At 54.2% G+C, this 17,466-nt stretch carries 31 protein-coding genes; all 31 read right to left on the bottom strand.

What is annotated here, in order from left to right; all coding sequences use genetic code 11:
• Positions 1-170: 170 nt before the first annotated feature.
• On the bottom strand, positions 171-635 hold the full coding sequence (gene bfr, locus AB3G35_RS05530; protein WP_106116893.1) for a bacterioferritin: 465 nt from the start codon (positions 633-635) through the stop codon (positions 171-173).
• A 155-nt stretch (positions 636-790) separates the two neighbouring features.
• Positions 791-2,239, bottom strand: a complete 1,449-nt coding sequence (locus tag AB3G35_RS05525) for a catalase (protein ID WP_086795746.1) — start codon at positions 2,237-2,239, stop codon at positions 791-793.
• A gap of 173 nt (positions 2,240-2,412) precedes the next feature.
• Positions 2,413-2,799, bottom strand: coding sequence for a 50S ribosomal protein L17 (gene rplQ, locus AB3G35_RS05520; protein WP_016779185.1), 387 nt, complete (start codon positions 2,797-2,799; stop codon positions 2,413-2,415).
• A gap of 42 nt (positions 2,800-2,841) precedes the next feature.
• On the bottom strand, positions 2,842-3,843 hold the full coding sequence (rpoA, locus tag AB3G35_RS05515; RefSeq protein ID WP_003176403.1) for a DNA-directed RNA polymerase subunit alpha: 1,002 nt from the start codon (positions 3,841-3,843) through the stop codon (positions 2,842-2,844).
• A 22-nt stretch (positions 3,844-3,865) separates the two neighbouring features.
• Positions 3,866-4,486, bottom strand: a complete 621-nt coding sequence (gene rpsD / locus AB3G35_RS05510; RefSeq protein ID WP_003444359.1) for a 30S ribosomal protein S4 — start codon at positions 4,484-4,486, stop codon at positions 3,866-3,868.
• A 17-nt stretch (positions 4,487-4,503) separates the two neighbouring features.
• Positions 4,504-4,893 carry a 30S ribosomal protein S11 gene (gene rpsK, locus AB3G35_RS05505; RefSeq protein WP_007924177.1) on the bottom strand — a complete coding sequence of 130 codons (390 nt, stop codon included), beginning with the start codon at positions 4,891-4,893 and terminating at the stop codon, positions 4,504-4,506.
• 30 nt (positions 4,894-4,923) lie between these two features.
• Positions 4,924-5,280, bottom strand: coding sequence for a 30S ribosomal protein S13 (gene rpsM, locus AB3G35_RS05500; protein ID WP_016779184.1), 357 nt, complete (start codon positions 5,278-5,280; stop codon positions 4,924-4,926).
• A 129-nt stretch (positions 5,281-5,409) separates the two neighbouring features.
• Positions 5,410-5,526, bottom strand: coding sequence for a 50S ribosomal protein L36 (rpmJ, locus tag AB3G35_RS05495; RefSeq protein WP_002555468.1), 117 nt, complete (start codon positions 5,524-5,526; stop codon positions 5,410-5,412).
• A gap of 32 nt (positions 5,527-5,558) precedes the next feature.
• The gene (gene secY, locus AB3G35_RS05490; RefSeq protein WP_029611193.1) at positions 5,559-6,887 is read right to left on the bottom strand and encodes a preprotein translocase subunit SecY; all 1,329 of its coding nucleotides are present in this window, start codon (positions 6,885-6,887) and stop codon (positions 5,559-5,561) included.
• Positions 6,888-7,325 (bottom strand): 50S ribosomal protein L15, encoded by a 438-nt coding sequence (rplO, locus tag AB3G35_RS05485; RefSeq protein WP_016779182.1) that lies wholly within the window; start codon positions 7,323-7,325, stop codon positions 6,888-6,890.
• A 3-nt stretch (positions 7,326-7,328) separates the two neighbouring features.
• The gene (gene rpmD, locus AB3G35_RS05480; RefSeq protein ID WP_003186033.1) at positions 7,329-7,505 is read right to left on the bottom strand and encodes a 50S ribosomal protein L30; all 177 of its coding nucleotides are present in this window, start codon (positions 7,503-7,505) and stop codon (positions 7,329-7,331) included.
• Between the two features lie 2 nt (positions 7,506-7,507).
• Entirely contained in the window at positions 7,508-8,008 is a 501-nt protein-coding gene (rpsE, locus tag AB3G35_RS05475) for a 30S ribosomal protein S5 (RefSeq protein WP_003186035.1), read from the bottom strand.
• 3 nt (positions 8,009-8,011) lie between these two features.
• Complete coding sequence (gene rplR / locus AB3G35_RS05470; protein ID WP_016779181.1) at positions 8,012-8,362, bottom strand: 50S ribosomal protein L18; 351 nt, start codon at positions 8,360-8,362, stop codon at positions 8,012-8,014.
• A gap of 10 nt (positions 8,363-8,372) precedes the next feature.
• The gene (gene rplF / locus AB3G35_RS05465; protein WP_016779180.1) at positions 8,373-8,906 is read right to left on the bottom strand and encodes a 50S ribosomal protein L6; all 534 of its coding nucleotides are present in this window, start codon (positions 8,904-8,906) and stop codon (positions 8,373-8,375) included.
• Between the two features lie 12 nt (positions 8,907-8,918).
• Positions 8,919-9,311: a 30S ribosomal protein S8 gene (gene rpsH, locus AB3G35_RS05460; RefSeq protein WP_003444366.1), complete on the bottom strand. Its 393-nt coding sequence runs from the start codon at positions 9,309-9,311 to the stop codon at positions 8,919-8,921.
• 211 nt (positions 9,312-9,522) lie between these two features.
• Positions 9,523-9,828, bottom strand: coding sequence for a 30S ribosomal protein S14 (gene rpsN / locus AB3G35_RS05455; RefSeq protein WP_003444367.1), 306 nt, complete (start codon positions 9,826-9,828; stop codon positions 9,523-9,525).
• 13 nt (positions 9,829-9,841) lie between these two features.
• Complete coding sequence (rplE, locus tag AB3G35_RS05450) at positions 9,842-10,381, bottom strand: 50S ribosomal protein L5 (RefSeq protein WP_003444368.1); 540 nt, start codon at positions 10,379-10,381, stop codon at positions 9,842-9,844.
• 22 nt (positions 10,382-10,403) lie between these two features.
• Positions 10,404-10,718 carry a 50S ribosomal protein L24 gene (gene rplX / locus AB3G35_RS05445; RefSeq protein ID WP_016779179.1) on the bottom strand — a complete coding sequence of 105 codons (315 nt, stop codon included), beginning with the start codon at positions 10,716-10,718 and terminating at the stop codon, positions 10,404-10,406.
• Positions 10,719-10,729: 11 nt separating this feature from the next.
• On the bottom strand, positions 10,730-11,098 hold the full coding sequence (gene rplN, locus AB3G35_RS05440) for a 50S ribosomal protein L14 (protein WP_002555479.1): 369 nt from the start codon (positions 11,096-11,098) through the stop codon (positions 10,730-10,732).
• 23 nt (positions 11,099-11,121) lie between these two features.
• Positions 11,122-11,388, bottom strand: coding sequence for a 30S ribosomal protein S17 (gene rpsQ, locus AB3G35_RS05435; RefSeq protein WP_003194644.1), 267 nt, complete (start codon positions 11,386-11,388; stop codon positions 11,122-11,124).
• Between the two features lie 2 nt (positions 11,389-11,390).
• Positions 11,391-11,582: a 50S ribosomal protein L29 gene (gene rpmC / locus AB3G35_RS05430; RefSeq protein WP_003444371.1), complete on the bottom strand. Its 192-nt coding sequence runs from the start codon at positions 11,580-11,582 to the stop codon at positions 11,391-11,393.
• A complete protein-coding gene (gene rplP, locus AB3G35_RS05425; RefSeq protein ID WP_016779178.1) occupies positions 11,582-11,995 on the bottom strand; it encodes a 50S ribosomal protein L16 in 414 nt (137 codons plus the stop codon). Before rplP ends, rpmC begins: the two co-directional genes overlap by 1 nt.
• 12 nt (positions 11,996-12,007) lie before the next feature.
• Positions 12,008-12,694: a 30S ribosomal protein S3 gene (rpsC, locus tag AB3G35_RS05420; RefSeq protein WP_003176422.1), complete on the bottom strand. Its 687-nt coding sequence runs from the start codon at positions 12,692-12,694 to the stop codon at positions 12,008-12,010.
• A gap of 13 nt (positions 12,695-12,707) precedes the next feature.
• The gene (gene rplV, locus AB3G35_RS05415) at positions 12,708-13,040 is read right to left on the bottom strand and encodes a 50S ribosomal protein L22 (RefSeq protein WP_003444373.1); all 333 of its coding nucleotides are present in this window, start codon (positions 13,038-13,040) and stop codon (positions 12,708-12,710) included.
• A gap of 13 nt (positions 13,041-13,053) precedes the next feature.
• Positions 13,054-13,329, bottom strand: a complete 276-nt coding sequence (rpsS, locus tag AB3G35_RS05410; RefSeq protein WP_003232420.1) for a 30S ribosomal protein S19 — start codon at positions 13,327-13,329, stop codon at positions 13,054-13,056.
• Positions 13,330-13,345: 16 nt separating this feature from the next.
• Positions 13,346-14,170, bottom strand: coding sequence for a 50S ribosomal protein L2 (gene rplB, locus AB3G35_RS05405; protein ID WP_016779177.1), 825 nt, complete (start codon positions 14,168-14,170; stop codon positions 13,346-13,348).
• Positions 14,171-14,184: 14 nt separating this feature from the next.
• Positions 14,185-14,484, bottom strand: coding sequence for a 50S ribosomal protein L23 (rplW, locus tag AB3G35_RS05400; protein WP_003444375.1), 300 nt, complete (start codon positions 14,482-14,484; stop codon positions 14,185-14,187).
• Complete coding sequence (gene rplD / locus AB3G35_RS05395; protein ID WP_016779176.1) at positions 14,481-15,083, bottom strand: 50S ribosomal protein L4; 603 nt, start codon at positions 15,081-15,083, stop codon at positions 14,481-14,483. Before rplD ends, rplW begins: the two co-directional genes overlap by 4 nt.
• A gap of 12 nt (positions 15,084-15,095) precedes the next feature.
• A complete protein-coding gene (gene rplC, locus AB3G35_RS05390; RefSeq protein WP_016779175.1) occupies positions 15,096-15,731 on the bottom strand; it encodes a 50S ribosomal protein L3 in 636 nt (211 codons plus the stop codon).
• A gap of 81 nt (positions 15,732-15,812) precedes the next feature.
• Positions 15,813-16,124 (bottom strand): 30S ribosomal protein S10, encoded by a 312-nt coding sequence (rpsJ, locus tag AB3G35_RS05385; protein ID WP_003186070.1) that lies wholly within the window; start codon positions 16,122-16,124, stop codon positions 15,813-15,815.
• A gap of 144 nt (positions 16,125-16,268) precedes the next feature.
• Positions 16,269-17,462 carry an elongation factor Tu gene (gene tuf / locus AB3G35_RS05380; protein ID WP_016779174.1) on the bottom strand — a complete coding sequence of 398 codons (1,194 nt, stop codon included), beginning with the start codon at positions 17,460-17,462 and terminating at the stop codon, positions 16,269-16,271.
• Positions 17,463-17,466: the final 4 nt, after the last annotated feature.

The raw sequence follows: 17,466 nt of genomic DNA, 5'->3' as shown, positions 1-17,466 counted from the left end.
AAAAAGCCCCTGCCATCGTGAGATGGCAGGGGCTTTTTACTGAGCGCAAATCAATCTCTTGTGGGAGCGGGCTTGCTCGCGATGGCAGCGATGCGGCGCATCAGAAAGACTGCGTTGCCTGCATCGCGGGCAAGCCACGCGCCCACCAAAAGAATCTCAGCTTCCCTGGATCAGAACTGCGATTGCAGGTAGTTCTGCAGACCAATCGACTTGATCAGGCCCAGCTGTTTTTCCAGCCAGTAGGTGTGATCTTCTTCAGTATCTGCCAGCTGAATACGCAGCATGTCGCGGCTCACATAGTCCTTGTGCAGCTCGCACAGGGCGATGCCCTTGCACAGCGCGGCACGGACCTTGTATTCAAGGCGCAGGTCGGCAGCGAACATCTCAGGCACCGTGGTGCCCACATCCAGGTCATCCGGGCGCATGCGCGGCGTGCCTTCGAGCATCAGAATCCGGCGCATCAACGCATCAGCGTGTTGTGCCTCTTCTTCCATTTCGTGGTTGATGCGCTCGTACAGCTTGGTAAAGCCCCAATCCTCGTACATACGGGAATGGACGAAATATTGGTCACGCGCAGCCAATTCGCCGGTCAGCAACGTGTTGAGATAATCGATTACATCCGGGTGGCCTTGCATCGCCTTACATCTCCCTGCTTGAAAGACTGTAGTTTGAACCAAGCCGACTGAGAGGTCACTGCTAAATCGCAATAAAACCCCTGTTTTGAAGAGAAAACAGGGTTAAAAAACGCAAAAACCGCCCAATTGAGGGCGGTTCTGCTTCTCACTTAGAGTTAGTTACGCTGTACACCCAGCGCCTTGGCAACACCATCACCGTAAGCCTGATCAGCATTGTAGAAATGCTGCAGCTGGCGCTCGACGACATCCGCCGTTACACCGGCCATAGCCCCTGCAATATTGTCGATCAGCAGGGCTTTCTGCTCGTCGTTCATCAGACGGAACAGGGCACCGGCGTGGCTGTAGTAATCGCTGTCCACGCGATGATCGTAGCGATCTGCGGCACCACTCAGGGCCAACGGCGGTTCAGCGTATTGAGGCGCTTGTTTCGGCGCGTCGCCATAGCTGTTTGGCTCATAGTTCGGTGCAGCGCCGCCATTGTTGCCGAAGGCCATAGAGCCATCGCGCTGATAGTTATGCACAGGTACCCGTGGCGAGTTGATAGGCAGGTGCTGGTGGTTGGTGCCTACACGGTAGCGATGGGCATCGGCATACGCGAACACACGGCCTTGCAGCATACGGTCAGGCGACAGGCCTACGCCGGGGATCATGTTGCTCGGGCCAAACGCAGCCTGCTCCACTTCTGCAAAGTAGTTGAGCGGGTTGCGGTTCAACTCCAGCTCACCGATTTCGATCAGCGGGAACTCTTTCTGCGACCAGGTCTTGGTCACGTCAAACGGGTTCTCGTAGTGAGCCGCCGCCTGGGCTTCGGTCATGACCTGCATGCACACGCGCCATTTCGGGAAATCACCACGTTCGATGGCACCAAACAGATCGCGCTGCGCGTAGTCCGGATCCGTTCCGGCAAGGCGTGCAGCCTCTGCAGGCGGCAAGTTCTTGATGCCCTGCTTGGTTTTGTAGTGCCATTTGACCCAGTGACGCTCACCCGCAGCATTGATCAGGCTGTACGTATGGCTGCCGAAGCCATGCATATGACGGTAACCATCAGGAATCCCGCGATCGGAAAACAGGATGGTGACCTGGTGCAACGACTCAGGGGAGTGCGACCAGAAGTCCCACATCATCTGTGCACTTTTCAGGTTGCTTTGCGGCAGGCGTTTTTGGGTGTGGATAAAATCGGGAAACTTCAAAGGGTCGCGGATAAAGAACACCGGGGTGTTGTTACCAACAATGTCCCAGTTGCCTTCCTCGGTGTAAAACTTAAGGGCGAAACCACGAGGGTCACGCTCTGTATCTGCCGAGCCGCGTTCACCGCCTACGGTGGAGAAACGCAGAAAGGTCGGGGTTTGCTTGCCGATGGTGTCAAACAGCTTGGCGCTGCTGTACTGAGCCATGTCCCGGGTCAGGGTGAAGGTACCGTGGGCACCCGATCCCTTGGCGTGTACGCGACGCTCAGGAATGTTTTCACGGTTGAAGTGCGCGAGCTTTTCAATCAGGTGAAAGTCATCGAGAAGCAGAGGGCCACGAGGGCCGGCAGAACGAGAATTCTGGTTATCAGCAACTGGAGCGCCGCTGGCGGTTGTAAGCGTTTTGGTCTGGCTCATGTGTGTGCTTCCTCAGTCAGTCTTTGTACTGCCGGCTAATCGGCTGACGAGGAGTATTGACCATGAACTAAACATGGGCAAATGCATTAAATGATCAGAATCAATAGATAATGATAATCGAACGCGCACAAAAAACCGGGCACTAGGCCCGGTTCTTTGTAGAGACTGACGTCTTACTCAGCGGATACAGCTTCACCGCCAACTGGACGATCAACCAACTCGACGTACGCCATAGGCGCGTTGTCGCCAGCGCGGAAACCGCACTTGAGGATGCGCAGGTAGCCACCCTCACGAGTTGCATAACGCTTGCCCAGATCGTTGAACAGCTTACCAACCATGGCTTTCGAACGAGTACGGTCGAAGGCCAGACGGCGGTTAGCAACAGAATCAATCTTGGCCAGAGTAATCAGCGGCTCAGCAACGCGACGCAATTCTTTGGCTTTCGGCAGAGTCGTTTTGATCAGCTCGTGCTCGAACAACGACACTGCCATGTTTTGAAACATAGCCTTGCGGTGCGAGCTAGTGCGGCTCAGGTGACGACCACTTTTACGATGACGCATGGTTCATTCCTTACCAAACACAACGTTCGGTGATTACGACGATCAGGCAGTCGCCTTGTCGTCCTTCTTAAGACTTGCAGGCGGCCAGTTGTCGAGGCGCATGCCGAGGGACAGACCACGGGAGGCCAGAACGTCCTTGATTTCAGTCAAGGATTTCTTGCCCAGGTTCGGAGTCTTCAACAGTTCTACTTCGGTGCGCTGAATAAGGTCACCGATGTAGTAAATGTTCTCCGCCTTAAGGCAGTTGGCCGAACGCACGGTCAGTTCCAGATCGTCAACAGGACGAAGCAGGATCGGATCGATCTCGTCTTCCTGCTCGATTACCACTGGCTCGCTGTCACCTTTGAGGTCGACGAATGCAGCCAACTGCTGTTGCAGGATGGTTGCAGCACGACGAATGGCCTCTTCAGGATCCAGTGTACCGTTGGTTTCCAGATCAATAACCAGCTTGTCCAGGTTAGTACGCTGCTCGACACGGGCGTTTTCCACCACGTATGCGATACGGCGAACCGGGCTGAACGAAGAATCCAGCTGCAAGCGACCAATGCTGCGGCTTTCGTCTTCATCGCTCTGACGCGAGTCTGCTGGTTCATAACCACGACCACGAGCTACGGTGAGCTTCATGTTCAAGGCGCCGTTAGACGCCAGGTTGGCGATTACGTGATCGGGATTAACGATCTCGACATCATGATCCAGCTGAATATCGGCAGCGGTAACCACCCCCGAACCCTTCTTCGACAAGGTCAGCGTAACTTCGTCACGGCCGTGCAGCTTGATAGCCAGACCTTTAAGGTTCAACAGGATTTCAATTACGTCTTCCTGTACACCTTCGATGGCGCTGTACTCGTGGAGCACACCGTCAATCTCGGCCTCGACTACTGCACAGCCTGGCATTGAGGACAACAGGATGCGGCGCAGCGCGTTGCCCAGGGTGTGGCCAAAACCACGCTCGAGAGGCTCGAGAGTGATTTTAGCGCGGGTTGGACTGACAACTTGCACATCAATATGGCGAGGTGTCAGGAACTCATTTACCGAAATCTGCATGGATGCACCTATTTTCTAGCCCTTACTTGGAGTAGAGCTCGACAATCAGGCTTTCGTTGATGTCGGCGGACAGATCACTGCGAGCAGGAACGTTCTTGAAAACGCCCGACTTCTTCTCAGTGTCTACTTCTACCCATTCTACGCGGCCACGTTGGGCACACAGATCGAGAGCTTGGACAATGCGAAGCTGGTTCTTTGCTTTCTCGCGGATAGCGACCACGTCACCAGCACGAACCTGGTAGGACGGAACGTTTACGGTCTGACCGTTAACGCTGATCGACTTGTGCGATACCAACTGACGAGATTCGGCACGAGTAGAACCGAAACCCATACGGTATACGACGTTATCCAGGCGGCATTCGAGCAGTTGCAGCAGGTTTTCACCGGTTGCACCTTTTTTGCCAGCAGCTTGTTTGTAGTAGCCGCTGAACTGACGCTCGAGAACGCCGTAGATACGACGGACCTTCTGCTTTTCACGCAGTTGGGTACCGTAGTCGGATTGGCGACCGCGGCGTTGGCCGTGGATGCCTGGAGCAGCTTCAATATTGCACTTCGATTCGATAGCGCGCACACCACTCTTCAGGAAGAGATCAGTGCCTTCACGACGTGCCAGTTTGCATTTTGGACCAATGTAACGAGCCATTCTTTACAGTCTCCTGATTACACGCGGCGCTTCTTCGGCGGACGGCACCCGTTGTGCGGGATTGGCGTCACGTCGGTGATGCTGGCGATCTTATAGCCACAGCCGTTCAAAGCACGGACAGCGGACTCACGACCTGGACCTGGGCCCTTGACGTTAACGTCAAGGTTTTTCAGGCCATATTCCAGCGCAGCTTGACCAGCACGTTCAGCAGCTACTTGAGCAGCGAACGGGGTGGACTTGCGTGAACCGCGGAAACCCGAACCACCAGAGGTAGCCCAAGAAAGCGCGTTACCCTGACGATCCGTGATGGTCACGATGGTGTTGTTGAAAGACGCGTGGATGTGGGCGATGCCATCAACCACTGTCTTTTTAATTTTTTTACGAGGACGAGCAGCAGGTTTTGCCATGACTAAATTCCTGTCGATTCGCTGGTGCGATTACTTGCGGATCGGCTTACGCGGACCTTTGCGAGTACGCGCGTTGGTCTTGGTACGCTGACCGCGCACTGGAAGACCACGACGATGGCGCAGACCGCGGTAGCAGCCCAGGTCCATCAAGCGTTTGATTTTCATGTTGACTTCACGACGCAGGTCACCTTCAGTGGTGAACTTCGCCACTTCGCCACGCAGCAACTCAATCTGCTCGTCGCTCAGATCCTTGATCTTAGCGGCTGGGTTTACACCAGCATCCGCACAGATTTTCTGTGAGGTAGTGCGACCAACACCATAGATGTAGGTCAGCGAGATAACAGTGTGCTTGTTATCTGGAATGTTAACGCCTGCAATACGGGCCATTCAGTGGGACTCCAATTGACAGCTACCTACGCCCCGGAAGCCAAGAAATAGGGCGCGAGATAATATCGCTGTAATAACAAATAATCAACCCAGCAGCGCACTAGCTGCTGGGCTTCAAACAGATCACACTCAGCCTTGGCGCTGTTTGTGACGTGGTTCCGCGCTGCAAATTACCCGAACAACACCTTCGCGGCGAATAATCTTGCAGTTACGGCACAGCTTTTTCACCGATGCACGAACTTTCATCACCAACTCCTCTCACCTTACGGGGTAGTACTTCAGCGGAGCATGCCGCTGCCGTAGCCCTTCAGGTTGGCTTTCTTCATCAGGGATTCGTACTGGTGCGAAACGAGGTGCGATTGTACTTGGGACATGAAGTCCATAACAACCACAACAACGATCAGCAACGAGGTCCCGCCAAGGTAGAACGGAACGTTTGCCGCAACCACCAGGAACTGGGGCAACAGGCACACGGCCGTCATATAAAGAGCACCGAACAGAGTCAAACGAGTCAAAACGCCATCAATATAGCGTGCCGACTGCTCACCTGGACGGATACCCGGAATAAAGGCACCGGACTTCTTCAGGTTTTCCGCTACGTCTTTCGGATTGAACATCAACGCCGTATAGAAGAAGCAGAAGAAAATAATCCCTGCACTAAACAGCAGAATATTCAACGGCTGACCAGGAGCGATCGACTGCGAGATGTCCTGCAACCAGCCCATACCTTCAGACTGACCGAACCAGGCACCCAGCGAAGCCGGGAACAGCAAAATGCTGCTCGCAAAAATAGCCGGGATAACGCCGGCCATATTCACTTTCAGCGGTAGGTGGCTAGTCTGCGCAGCAAACACCTTGCGGCCCTGCTGACGCTTGGCGTAGTGAACAGCAATACGACGCTGGCCACGCTCAATGAACACCACAAAACCGATAATCGCTACTGCCAGCAAACCGATAGCAACCAGGGCGAAGATATTGATATCGCCCTGACGTGCAGACTCGAAAGACTGCCCGATTGCTCTCGGAAGACCGGCGACGATACCCGAAAAAATCAACATCGAGATACCGTTGCCAACACCACGCTCAGTAATCTGCTCACCCAGCCACATCATGAACATTGCACCCGCCACAAACGTGGTTACTGCAACGAAATGGAAGCCCAGGTCACCAGTGAACGCTACGCCCTGCCCTGCCAGACCAATGGACATGCCAATAGCCTGGACAAGAGCAAGAACGACAGTGAGGTAGCGGGTGTACTGGCTAATCTTGCGACGGCCAGCTTCACCTTCCTTCTTCAACTGCTCCAGTTGCGGGCTGACAGCGGACATAAGCTGCATGATGATCGATGCCGAAATGTACGGCATGATCCCCAGCGCAAAAATACTCATCCGCTCCAGCGCGCCGCCGGAAAACATGTTGAACAAGCTAAGTATGGTCCCCTCATTCTGTCGAAACAGGTCCGCCAGCCGGTCCGGGTTAATACCTGGAACTGGGATGTGTGCGCCTATCCGGTAGACGATAATCGCCAGGAATAGAAAACGCAGTCGAGCCCAGAGCTCGGATAACCCGCCTTTGCTGAGCGCTGAGAGAGCACCTTGCTTAGCCATTTATTCCTCGAACTTGCCGCCAGCTGCTTCGATAGCCGAACGCGCACCTTTGGTGGCGCCGATTCCCTTGCCGATTGTGACAGCGCGAGTCACTTCACCGGACAGCATGATTTTCACACGCAGTACGTTGACGTTGATCACGTTGGCATCTTTCAGGGTCTGCACAGTTACGATGTCGCCTTCCACTTTAGCCAGCTCGGACAAACGCACTTCTGCGCGATCCATGGCTTTCAGGGATACGAAACCGAACTTAGGCAGACGGCGATGCAGTGGCTGTTGGCCGCCTTCAAAGCCTGGAGCGATGGTGCCACCGGAGCGGGAAGTCTGACCTTTGTGACCACGGCCACCAGTCTTACCCAAACCACTACCGATACCACGGCCCGGACGATGCTTTTCGCGACGGGAACCCGGCGCTGGACTCAGATCATTGAGTTTCATCGATTAACCCTCTACACGCAGCATGTAGTAAGCCTTGTTGATCATCCCGCGATTCTCGGGAGTATCAAGTACTTCTACAGTGTGACCGATGCGACGCAGACCCAGACCCTTAACGCACAGTTTGTGGTTAGGGATGCGGCCGGTCATGCTTTTGATCAGCGTTACTTTAACGGTAGCCATGATCAGAAGATCTCCTTGACGCTTTTGCCACGCTTGGCGGCAATAGATTCTGGAGACTGCATAGCTTTCAAACCTTTAAAAGTGGCGTGAACCACGTTTACCGGGTTAGTCGAGCCGTAGCACTTAGCCAGTACGTTCTGAACGCCAGCAACTTCGAGGACAGCACGCATAGCGCCGCCAGCGATGATACCGGTACCTTCAGAAGCAGGCTGCATGTAAACCTTGGAAGCGCCGTGGGCGGATTTCATGGCGTACTGCAGAGTGGTGCCGTTCAGGTCCACTTGGATCATGTTGCGGCGAGCAGCTTCCATTGCCTTCTGGATCGCAGCAGGCACTTCACGTGACTTGCCACGGCCGAAGCCAACGCGCCCTTTACCATCACCAACCACGGTCAACGCGGTGAAAGTGAAGATACGGCCGCCTTTAACGGTTTTGGCTACGCGGTTAACTTGAACCAGCTTCTCGATGTAGCCTTCGTCGCGCTTTTGGTCGTTATTTGACATAACTTAGAACTCCAGCCCAGCTTCACGAGCAGCCTCAGCCAGCGCTTTCACGCGGCCGTGGTACTTGAAGCCAGAGCGGTCGAAAGCCACCTGCGAGACGCCAGCGGCTTTTGCACGCGTAGCGACCAGCTGGCCAACCTTTGTGGCCGCGTCGATGTTGCCAGTGGCACCATCACGCAGTTCTTTGTCCAAAGTCGAGGCGCTTGCCAGGACTTTGCTGCCGTCGGCCGAGATGACCTGGGCGTATATGTGCTGTGCCGAGCGGAACACGCAGAGACGCACGACTTCTAGTTCGTGCATTTTCAGACGTGCTTTGCGAGCGCGGCGCAGGCGAGTAACTTTTTTGTCGGTCATTTGCTATGCCCTACTTCTTCTTGGCTTCTTTACGACGGACGACTTCGTCCGCGTAACGTACACCCTTGCCTTTATAAGGCTCTGGCGGACGGAAACCGCGGATCTCAGCGGCCACCTGACCTACCAGCTGCTTATCAATACCCTTGATCAGGATATCGGTTTGGCTAGGAGTCTCAGCGGTGATGCCTTCCGGCAACTCGTAATCCACTGGGTGCGAGAAGCCAAGAGCCAGGTTCAGCACTGTGCCTTTTGCTTGCGCTTTGTAACCAACACCGACCAGCTGGAGCTTGCGCTCGAAGCCTTGGCTTACGCCTTGGACCATGTTGTTTACCAACGCACGAGTGGTACCAGCCATTGCGCGAGTTTGTTGATCGCCATTGCGAGCAGCGAAACGCAGCTCACCAGCTTCTTCAACAATCTCAACGGACGAATGGATGTTCAGTTCTAGAGTACCCTTGGCACCCTTCACCGAAAGCTGTTGGCCGGCGAATTTTACTTCGACACCAGCTGGCAGCTTAACGGGGTTCTTAGCGACGCGTGACATGCTTATCCCCCCTTAGAACACAGTGCAAAGAACTTCGCCGCCGACACCGGCAGCGCGCGCAGCACGATCCGTCATCACACCTTTGCTGGTGGAGACGATAGACACACCCAGACCGCCACGAACTTTCGGCAGATCTTCGGAGGACTTGTACTGACGCAGGCCTGGACGGCTAACGCGCTTAACTTCTTCGATAACCGAACGGCCTTCGAAGTACTTCAGCTCGATAGACAGCAGTGGCTTGATTTCGCTGCTGATCTGATAATCCGCGATGTAACCTTCGTCTTTGAGAACTTTGGCTACAGCTACCTTCAACGTGGAAGATGGCATGCTTACGACGGACTTTTCAGCCATCTGGGCATTACGGATTCGAGTTAGCATGTCCGCTAACGGGTCCTGCATACTCATGGGCTAGACGCTCCTGATACAAAAAGAATTAGCCTTGCGGCTACAACTGTCGCCGAGTACTCAATGCTTAAAAAGCACGGGCTCAGGCGAGCCGGTCATTCTAGACACACGCCAGAAATGAATCAAGCCCCAATAGGGGCTTGATTCATATTCAAGGTCACCGGCTGTCAGGATCTTGCAACCCTGACAGGGGTGACTTTGCCTGTACGCCTTACCAGCTGGCTTTAACCAGACCTGGTACGTCGCCACGCATTGCTGCTTCACGCAATTTGTTACGGCCAAGGCCGAACTTGCGGTAAACACCATGCGGACGGCCAGTCAGGCGGCAGCGGTTACGCATGCGCGCAGCGCTTGCGTCACGTGGCTGCTTCTGCAGAGCAACTTGAGCTTCCCAACGTGCTTCTGGACTTGCGTTCAGATCCACGATGATAGCTTTCAGTGCTGCACGCTTCTTGGCGAACTTGGCAACCGTGAGCTGACGTTTCAGCTCGCGGTTTTTCATGCTCATCTTAGCCATGGTCCTACTCCAATCAGTTGCGGAACGGGAATTTGAAAGCACGCAGCAAGGCGCGACCTTCATCATCCGTCCGAGCAGTGGTGGTCAGGGTAATGTCCAGACCGCGGAGAGCATCGATTTTGTCGTAGTCGATTTCCGGGAAGATGATCTGCTCTTTAACGCCCATGCTGTAGTTACCACGACCATCGAAGGACTTGGCATTCAGGCCGCGGAAGTCGCGTACCCGAGGCAGGGAGATCGACAGCAGACGATCCAGGAATTCGTACATACGCTCACGGCGCAGAGTAACCTTAACGCCGATCGGCCAGCCTTCGCGAACTTTGAAGCCTGCGATGGACTTGCGAGCGTAGGTCACTACACATTTTTGACCCGTGATTTTTTCCAAATCAGCTACAGCGTGCTCGATGATTTTCTTATCACCGATCGCTTCGCCCAAACCCATGTTCAGGGTGATTTTGGTAACGCGCGGAACTTCCATCACGTTCGAAAGCTTAAGTTCTTCCTTAAGTTTCGGAGCGATTTCCTTCCGGTAAATCTCTTTTAGTCGTGCCATGGTCTCATCTACCTAGCAGTGTTCAAGCATCAACCGCTTTTTGGGTCGACTTGAAGACACGAATTTTTTTGCCTTCTTCTACTTTGAAACCAACGCGATCTGCTTTGCTGGTTTCGCTGTTGAAGATGGCCACGTTAGAAGCGTCCAGTGGAGCTTCTTTCTCGACGATACCGCCTTGTACGCCCGACATCGGGTTAGGCTTGGTATGACGCTTAACCAGGTTCAGACCGCCAATAACCAGACGGTTGTTAGCGAGAACCTTAAGCACCTTACCGCGCTTACCTTTGTCTTTGCCGGCGATCACGATGATCTCGTCGTCACGACGAATCTTTTGCATGTCGGATCTCCTTACAGCACTTCTGGGGCGAGCGAGACGATCTTCATGAACTTCTCAGTACGAAGTTCACGGGTCACTGGCCCAAAGATACGGGTGCCGATCGGCTCTTGCTTGTTGTTCAGAAGAACAGCAGCGTTGCCATCAAAGCGGATAATGGAGCCATCAGCACGACGTACGCCGTGACGAGTGCGGACTACAACAGCAGTCATCACTTGGCCTTTTTTCACTTTACCGCGAGGAATTGCTTCCTTCACGGTAACTTTGATGATGTCACCGATACCAGCGTAACGACGATGGGAGCCACCCAGCACCTTGATGCACATAACGCGGCGTGCGCCGCTGTTATCGGCCACATCGAGCATGGATTGAGTCTGAATCATATAATTTCTCCGACCCCTAGTCCTTAGACTTCCACAGCGCGTTCGAGAACATCAACCAGGGCCCAAGACTTGGTCTTGGCCATCGGACGAGTTTCACGAATAGTGACTTTGTCGCCGATGTGGCACTGATTGGTTTCGTCGTGCGCGTGCAGCTTAGTCGAACGCTTAACGTATTTACCGTAGATCGGGTGCTTAACGCGACGCTCGATCAGTACGGTGATGGTTTTGTCCATCTTGTCGCTGACAACACGGCCAGTCAGCGTACGGACAGTCTTTTCGGCTTCAGCCATGATTACTTACCTGCCTGCTGTTTGAGCACAGTCTTCACGCGAGCGATGTCACGCTTAACTTGCGAGAGCAGATGCGACTGCCCCAACTGGCCAGTTGCTTTCTGCATACGCAGATTGAACTGGTCGCGCAGCAAGCCGAGCAGTTGCTCGTTCAGCTGCTGTGCGGATTTTTCACGAAGTTCATTCGCTTTCATCACATCACCGTCCGTTTAACAAAGGAGGTGGCGAGCGGCAGCTTTGCAGCAGCCAGGGCGAAAGCCTCACGCGCCAGCTCTTCAGTAACACCCTCGATTTCATACAGGACTTTGCCTGGCTGAATCTGGGCAACCCAATATTCCACGTTACCCTTACCTTTACCCATACGAACTTCTAGGGGCTTCTTGGAAATAGGCTTGTCCGGGAATACACGGATCCAGATCTTGCCGCCACGCTTAACGTGACGGGTCAGTGCACGACGCGCTGATTCGATCTGACGAGCGGTGAGACGACCACGAGCAACAGACTTCAGCGCGTATTCGCCGAAGCTGACTTTGCTACCGCGCAATGCCAAGCCACGGTTGTGGCCAGTCATTTGCTTGCGGAACTTCGTACGCTTAGGTTGTAACATTTGGCGTACCCCTTACTTAGCAGCTTTTTTACGAGGCGCTGGTGCTTGTGGCTTCAGTTCTTCTTGGCGACCACCAATTACTTCGCCTTTGAAGATCCAAACCTTTACACCGATCACACCGTAAGTGGTGTGAGCTTCGTAGTTGGCATAGTCGATGTCGGCACGCAGGGTGTGCAATGGCACACGACCTTCGCGATACCATTCAGTACGTGCGATTTCAGCACCGCCGAGACGACCGCTCACTTGGATTTTGATGCCTTTGGCACCAATGCGCATAGCGTTCTGTACAGCGCGTTTCATCGCGCGACGGAACATTACACGACGCTCCAGCTGCTGAGCTACGCTCTGCGCAACCAGCATACCGTCGAGTTCCGGCTTGCGGATCTCTTCGATATTGATGTGCACAGGCACACCCATTTGCTTGGTCAGGTCCTGACGCAGTTTCTCAACATCTTCACCTTTCTTCCCGATAACGATACCTGGACGAGCGGTGTGGATGGTGATACGTGCAGTTTGGGCCGGACGATGGATATCGATACGGCTTACGGACGCGCTTTTTAGTTTGTCTTGGAGGTATTCACGCACCTTCAGATCAGCGAACAAGTAGTCCGCATAAGTCCGGCCGTCTGCGTACCAGACGGAGGTGTGCTCCTTGACGATTCCCAGGCGAATGCCAATGGGATGTACTTTCTGACCCATCTCTTCGACTCCGTTACTTGTCAGCAACCTTGACAGTGATATGGCAAGACCGCTTGACGATGCGATCAGCGCGGCCTTTGGCACGCGGCATGATGCGCTTCAGCGAACGCCCTTCGTTGACGAAAACGGTGGCGACTTTCAAGTCGTCAACGTCTGCGCCTTCGTTATGCTCGGCGTTGGCTACGGCCGACTCCAGCACTTTCTTGATGATCTCGGCGGCTTTCTTGTTGCTGAAAGCCAACAGGTTGAGCGCTTCGCCCACCTTCTTCCCGCGGATCTGGTCGGCGACCAAGCGGGCTTTCTGGGCGGAGATTCGAGCGCCCGACAACTTAGCGGCTACTTCCATCGTTCCTTACCCCTTAACGCTTGGCTTTCTTGTCTGCCACGTGCCCACGATAAGTGCGGGTACCGGCAAACTCGCCTAGTTTATGGCCAACCATGTCTTCGTTCACGAGAACTGGGACATGAAGACGACCGTTATGCACAGCGATGGTCAGACCGACCATTTGTGGCAGGATCATCGAACGACGCGACCAGGTTTTCACCGGTTTGCGATCGTTCTTTTCCGCCGCCACTTCGATCTTCTTCAGTAGGTGAAGATCAATAAAAGGACCTTTTTTCAGAGAACGTGGCACTGTCGTATCCCTCTATTTACTTGCGACGACGGACGATCATTTTGTCGGTACGCTTATTACCACGAGTCTTCGCGCCCTTAGTCGGGAAGCCCCATGGCGATACCGGATGACGACCACCAGAGGTACGACCTTCACCACCACCATGTGGGTGGTCAACCGGGTTCATGGCAACACCACGAACGGTTGGGCGAACGCCACGCCAGCGTTTGGCACCAGCTTTACCCAGCGAACGCAGGCTGTGCTCGGAGTTCGAGACTTCACCCAGGGTCGCACGGCATTCAGCCAGGACTTTACGCATTTCACCAGAGCGCAGACGCAGGGTCACATAGACACCATCACGAGCGACCAGCTGAGCCGAAGCACCAGCGGAACGTGCGATTTGCGCGCCTTTACCCGGCTTCAATTCGATGCCGTGTACGGTGCTACCAACTGGAATGCTGCGCAGTTGCAACGAGTTACCCGGCTTGATTGGGGCCAAAGCACCCGAAATCAGCTGGTCGCCAGCACTCACGCCTTTAGGGGCGATGATGTAGCGGCGCTCGCCGTCTGCGTACAGCATCAGAGCGATGTGAGCAGTACGGTTTGGATCGTATTCGATACGCTCAACAGTGGCTGGAATGCCATCTTTGTCGTTGCGACGGAAGTCGACCATACGGTAATGCTGCTTATGACCACCACCGATGTGACGAGTGGTAATACGGCCATTGTTGTTACGACCACCAGACTTCGATTTCTTCTCGAGCAGCGGTGCGTGAGGAGCGCCTTTATGCAGCTCCTGGTTGACCACCTTGACCACATGACGGCGGCCAGGGGAAGTCGGTTTGCATTTAACGATTGCCATGATGCACCCCTTCCTTACTCAGCACTGCTGCTGAAATCGAGATCTTGGCCTGGCTGAAGGGAGATTACTGCCTTCTTCCAGTCATTACGCTTGCCCACGCCGCGAGCGGTGCGCTTGCTCTTACCCAGAACGTTCAGGGTAGTAACACGCTCAACTTTCACGCTGAACAGGCTTTCGACGGCCTTCTTGATTTCCAGCTTGGTTGCATCAGTAGCAACCTTGAAAACGAACTGGCCTTTCTTGTCTGCCAGAACCGTAGCCTTCTCGGAAACGTGCGGGCCAAGCAGAACTTTAAATACGCGTTCCTGGTTCATCCCAGCAGCTCCTCGAATTTCTTCACGGCCGACACGGTGATCAACACCTTGTCGTATGCGATCAGACTAACTGGATCGGAACCTTGCACGTCACGTACATCAACGTGTGGCAGGTTACGAGCAGCCAGGTACAGGTTCTGATCAACACCTTCAGACACGATCAGGACATCAGTCAGACCCATGCCATTCAGCTTGTTGAGCAGATCTTTGGTTTTCGGTGCTTCAACAGCGAAGTCCTGAACCACGACCAGACGATCAGTACGCACCAGCTCAGCAAGGATGGAACGCATTGCTGCGCGATACATCTTCTTGTTCAGCTTCTGAGAGTGATCCTGTGGACGAGCTGCGAAAGTGGTACCGCCGCCACGCCAGATTGGGCTACGGATAGTACCGGCACGAGCACGGCCAGTACCTTTCTGACGCCAAGGGCGCTTACCGCCACCACGAACGTCGGAACGGGTCTTTTGCTGCTTGCTACCTTGACGGCCGCCGGCCATGTAGGCCACGACTGCTTGGTGAACCAGCGTCTCGTTGAATTCGCCGCCGAAAGTCAGTTCGGAAACTTCGATCGCTTGAGCGTCATTTACATTTAATTGCATGTCAGCTTCCCCTTAACCGCGAGCCTTGGCCGCTGGACGTACAACCAGGTTGCCGCCAGTAGCGCCAGGAACAGCACCCTTGACCAACAACAGATTGCGTTCAGCGTCGACGCGCACTACTTCCAGGGACTGCACGGTCACGCGCTCAGCGCCCATATGACCGGACATTTTTTTGCCCTTGAATACACGACCAGGAGTCTGGCACTGGCCAATAGAGCCCGGGACGCGGTGGGAAACGGAGTTACCGTGAGTGTTGTCTTGGCCACGGAAATTCCAACGCTTGATCGTACCCTGGAAGCCTTTACCTTTGGACTGACCGGTTACATCAACCAGTTGGCCAGCGGTGAAGATTTCAGTGTTGATCAGATCGCCAGCCTGGTACTCGCCTTCTTCAAGGCGGAATTCCATTACGGTACGACCGGCGGCAACGTTTGCTTTAGCGAAGTGACCCGCTTGAGCAGCTGTTACACGCGAAGCGCGACGCTCGCCGACAGTGACTTGCACTGCACGATAGCCATCGGTTTCTTCAGTTTTGAACTGGGTGACGCGATTCGGCTCGATCTCAATGACCGTGACCGGAATGGAGACACCTTCTTCGGTGAAAATACGGGTCATACCGCATTTACGACCGACTACACCAATAGTCATGTTGTAAACCTCATGAGTGTACGGGGCTTTCACCCGCTATGGCCGCCCATTTCAGAGCGTTACACGACTAAGACCCAAGTCTTAGCCGAGGCTGATCTGCACTTCCACACCGGCCGCAAGATCAAGCTTCATAAGTGCATCAACGGTTTTATCCGTTGGCTGGACGATGTCCAGTACGCGCTTATGAGTACGGATCTCGTACTGGTCACGCGCGTCTTTGTTGACGTGCGGGGAGACCAGAACGGTGAACCGCTCTTTACGGGTAGGCAGTGGAATTGGACCACGCACTTGAGCACCAGTACGTTTCGCGGTTTCCACGATTTCCTGGGTTGATTGGTCGATCAGGCGATGGTCAAAAGCCTTCAACCTGATACGGATTTGCTGATTTTGCATTGGATTTCAGACTCCAGATTGCTGTTCCCACCGAGCGCAATACGCCCGTTAAAAGGAGGCGCAATTCTATAGACGACCCCAGTAGGTGTCAACTCAATAAAAAAAGCCCCCGCTGAGCGGGGGCTTTTTTCAGGCAAACATCACTTACGCGATGATTTTGGCTACAACGCCAGCGCCAACGGTACGACCGCCTTCACGGATTGCGAAACGCAGACCGTCTTCCATTGCGATGGTTTTGATCAGGGTAACAACCATTTTGATGTTGTCGCCCGGCATTACCATCTCAACGCCTTCCGGCAGTTCGCAGTTACCAGTTACGTCAGTAGTACGGAAGTAGAACTGAGGACGGTAGCCTTTGAAGAACGGAGTGTGACGACCGCCTTCTTCTTTGCTCAACACGTACACTTCAGCTTCGAAGGTAGTGTGTGGCTTAACCGAGCCTGGCTTAACCAGAACCTGGCCACGCTCTACGTCGTCACGCTTGGTGCCGCGCAGCAGCACGCCGCAGTTCTCGCCCGCACGACCTTCGTCGAGCAGCTTACGGAACATTTCAACGCCGGTGCAGGTGGTAACAGTAGTGTCACGCAGACCAACGATTTCCAGCGGATCTTGAACGCGAACGATACCGCGCTCGATACGACCGGTAACAACAGTACCACGACCCGAAATCGAGAATACGTCTTCGATTGGCATCAGGAATGGCTTGTCGATTACGCGAACTGGATCTGGAATGTAGGTATCCAGAGTTTCAACCAGTTTACGAACGGCAGTGGTGCCCATTTCGTTGTCGTCTTTGCCTTCCAGCGCCATACGAGCCGAACCGATGATGATCGGAGTGTCGTCGCCTGGGAAGTCGTAAGTCGACAGCAGGTCACGAACTTCCATCTCAACCAGTTCCAGCAGCTCAGCGTCGTCTACCAGGTCAGCCTTGTTCAGGAAAACCACGATGTACGGAACGCCAACCTGACGGGACAGCAGGATGTGCTCACGGGTTTGTGGCATCGGACCATCAGCGGCCGAACAAACCAGGATCGCGCCGTCCATCTGGGCAGCACCGGTGATCATGTTCTTCACATAGTCAGCGTGACCTGGGCAGTCAACGTGAGCGTAGTGACGAATGTGCGAGTTGTATTCAACGTGCGCAGTGTTGATCGTGATACCACGAGCTTTTTCTTCTGGCGCGCTGTCGATTTTATCGAAGTCAACGATTGCCGAACCGAAAACTTCGGAGCAAACACGGGTCAGAGCTGCAGTCAGCGTGGTTTTACCATGGTCAACGTGACCGATAGTGCCAACGTTGACGTGCGGTAGGGAACGATCAAATTTTTCTTTAGCCACGACA

The sequence above is a fragment of the Pseudomonas sp. WC2401 genome (assembly GCF_041200115.1).
In the GTDB taxonomy this organism is placed as follows: Bacteria; Pseudomonadota; Gammaproteobacteria; order Pseudomonadales; family Pseudomonadaceae; genus Aquipseudomonas; species Aquipseudomonas fragi.
This window is presented reverse-complemented; position numbering and strand designations above follow the sequence as displayed.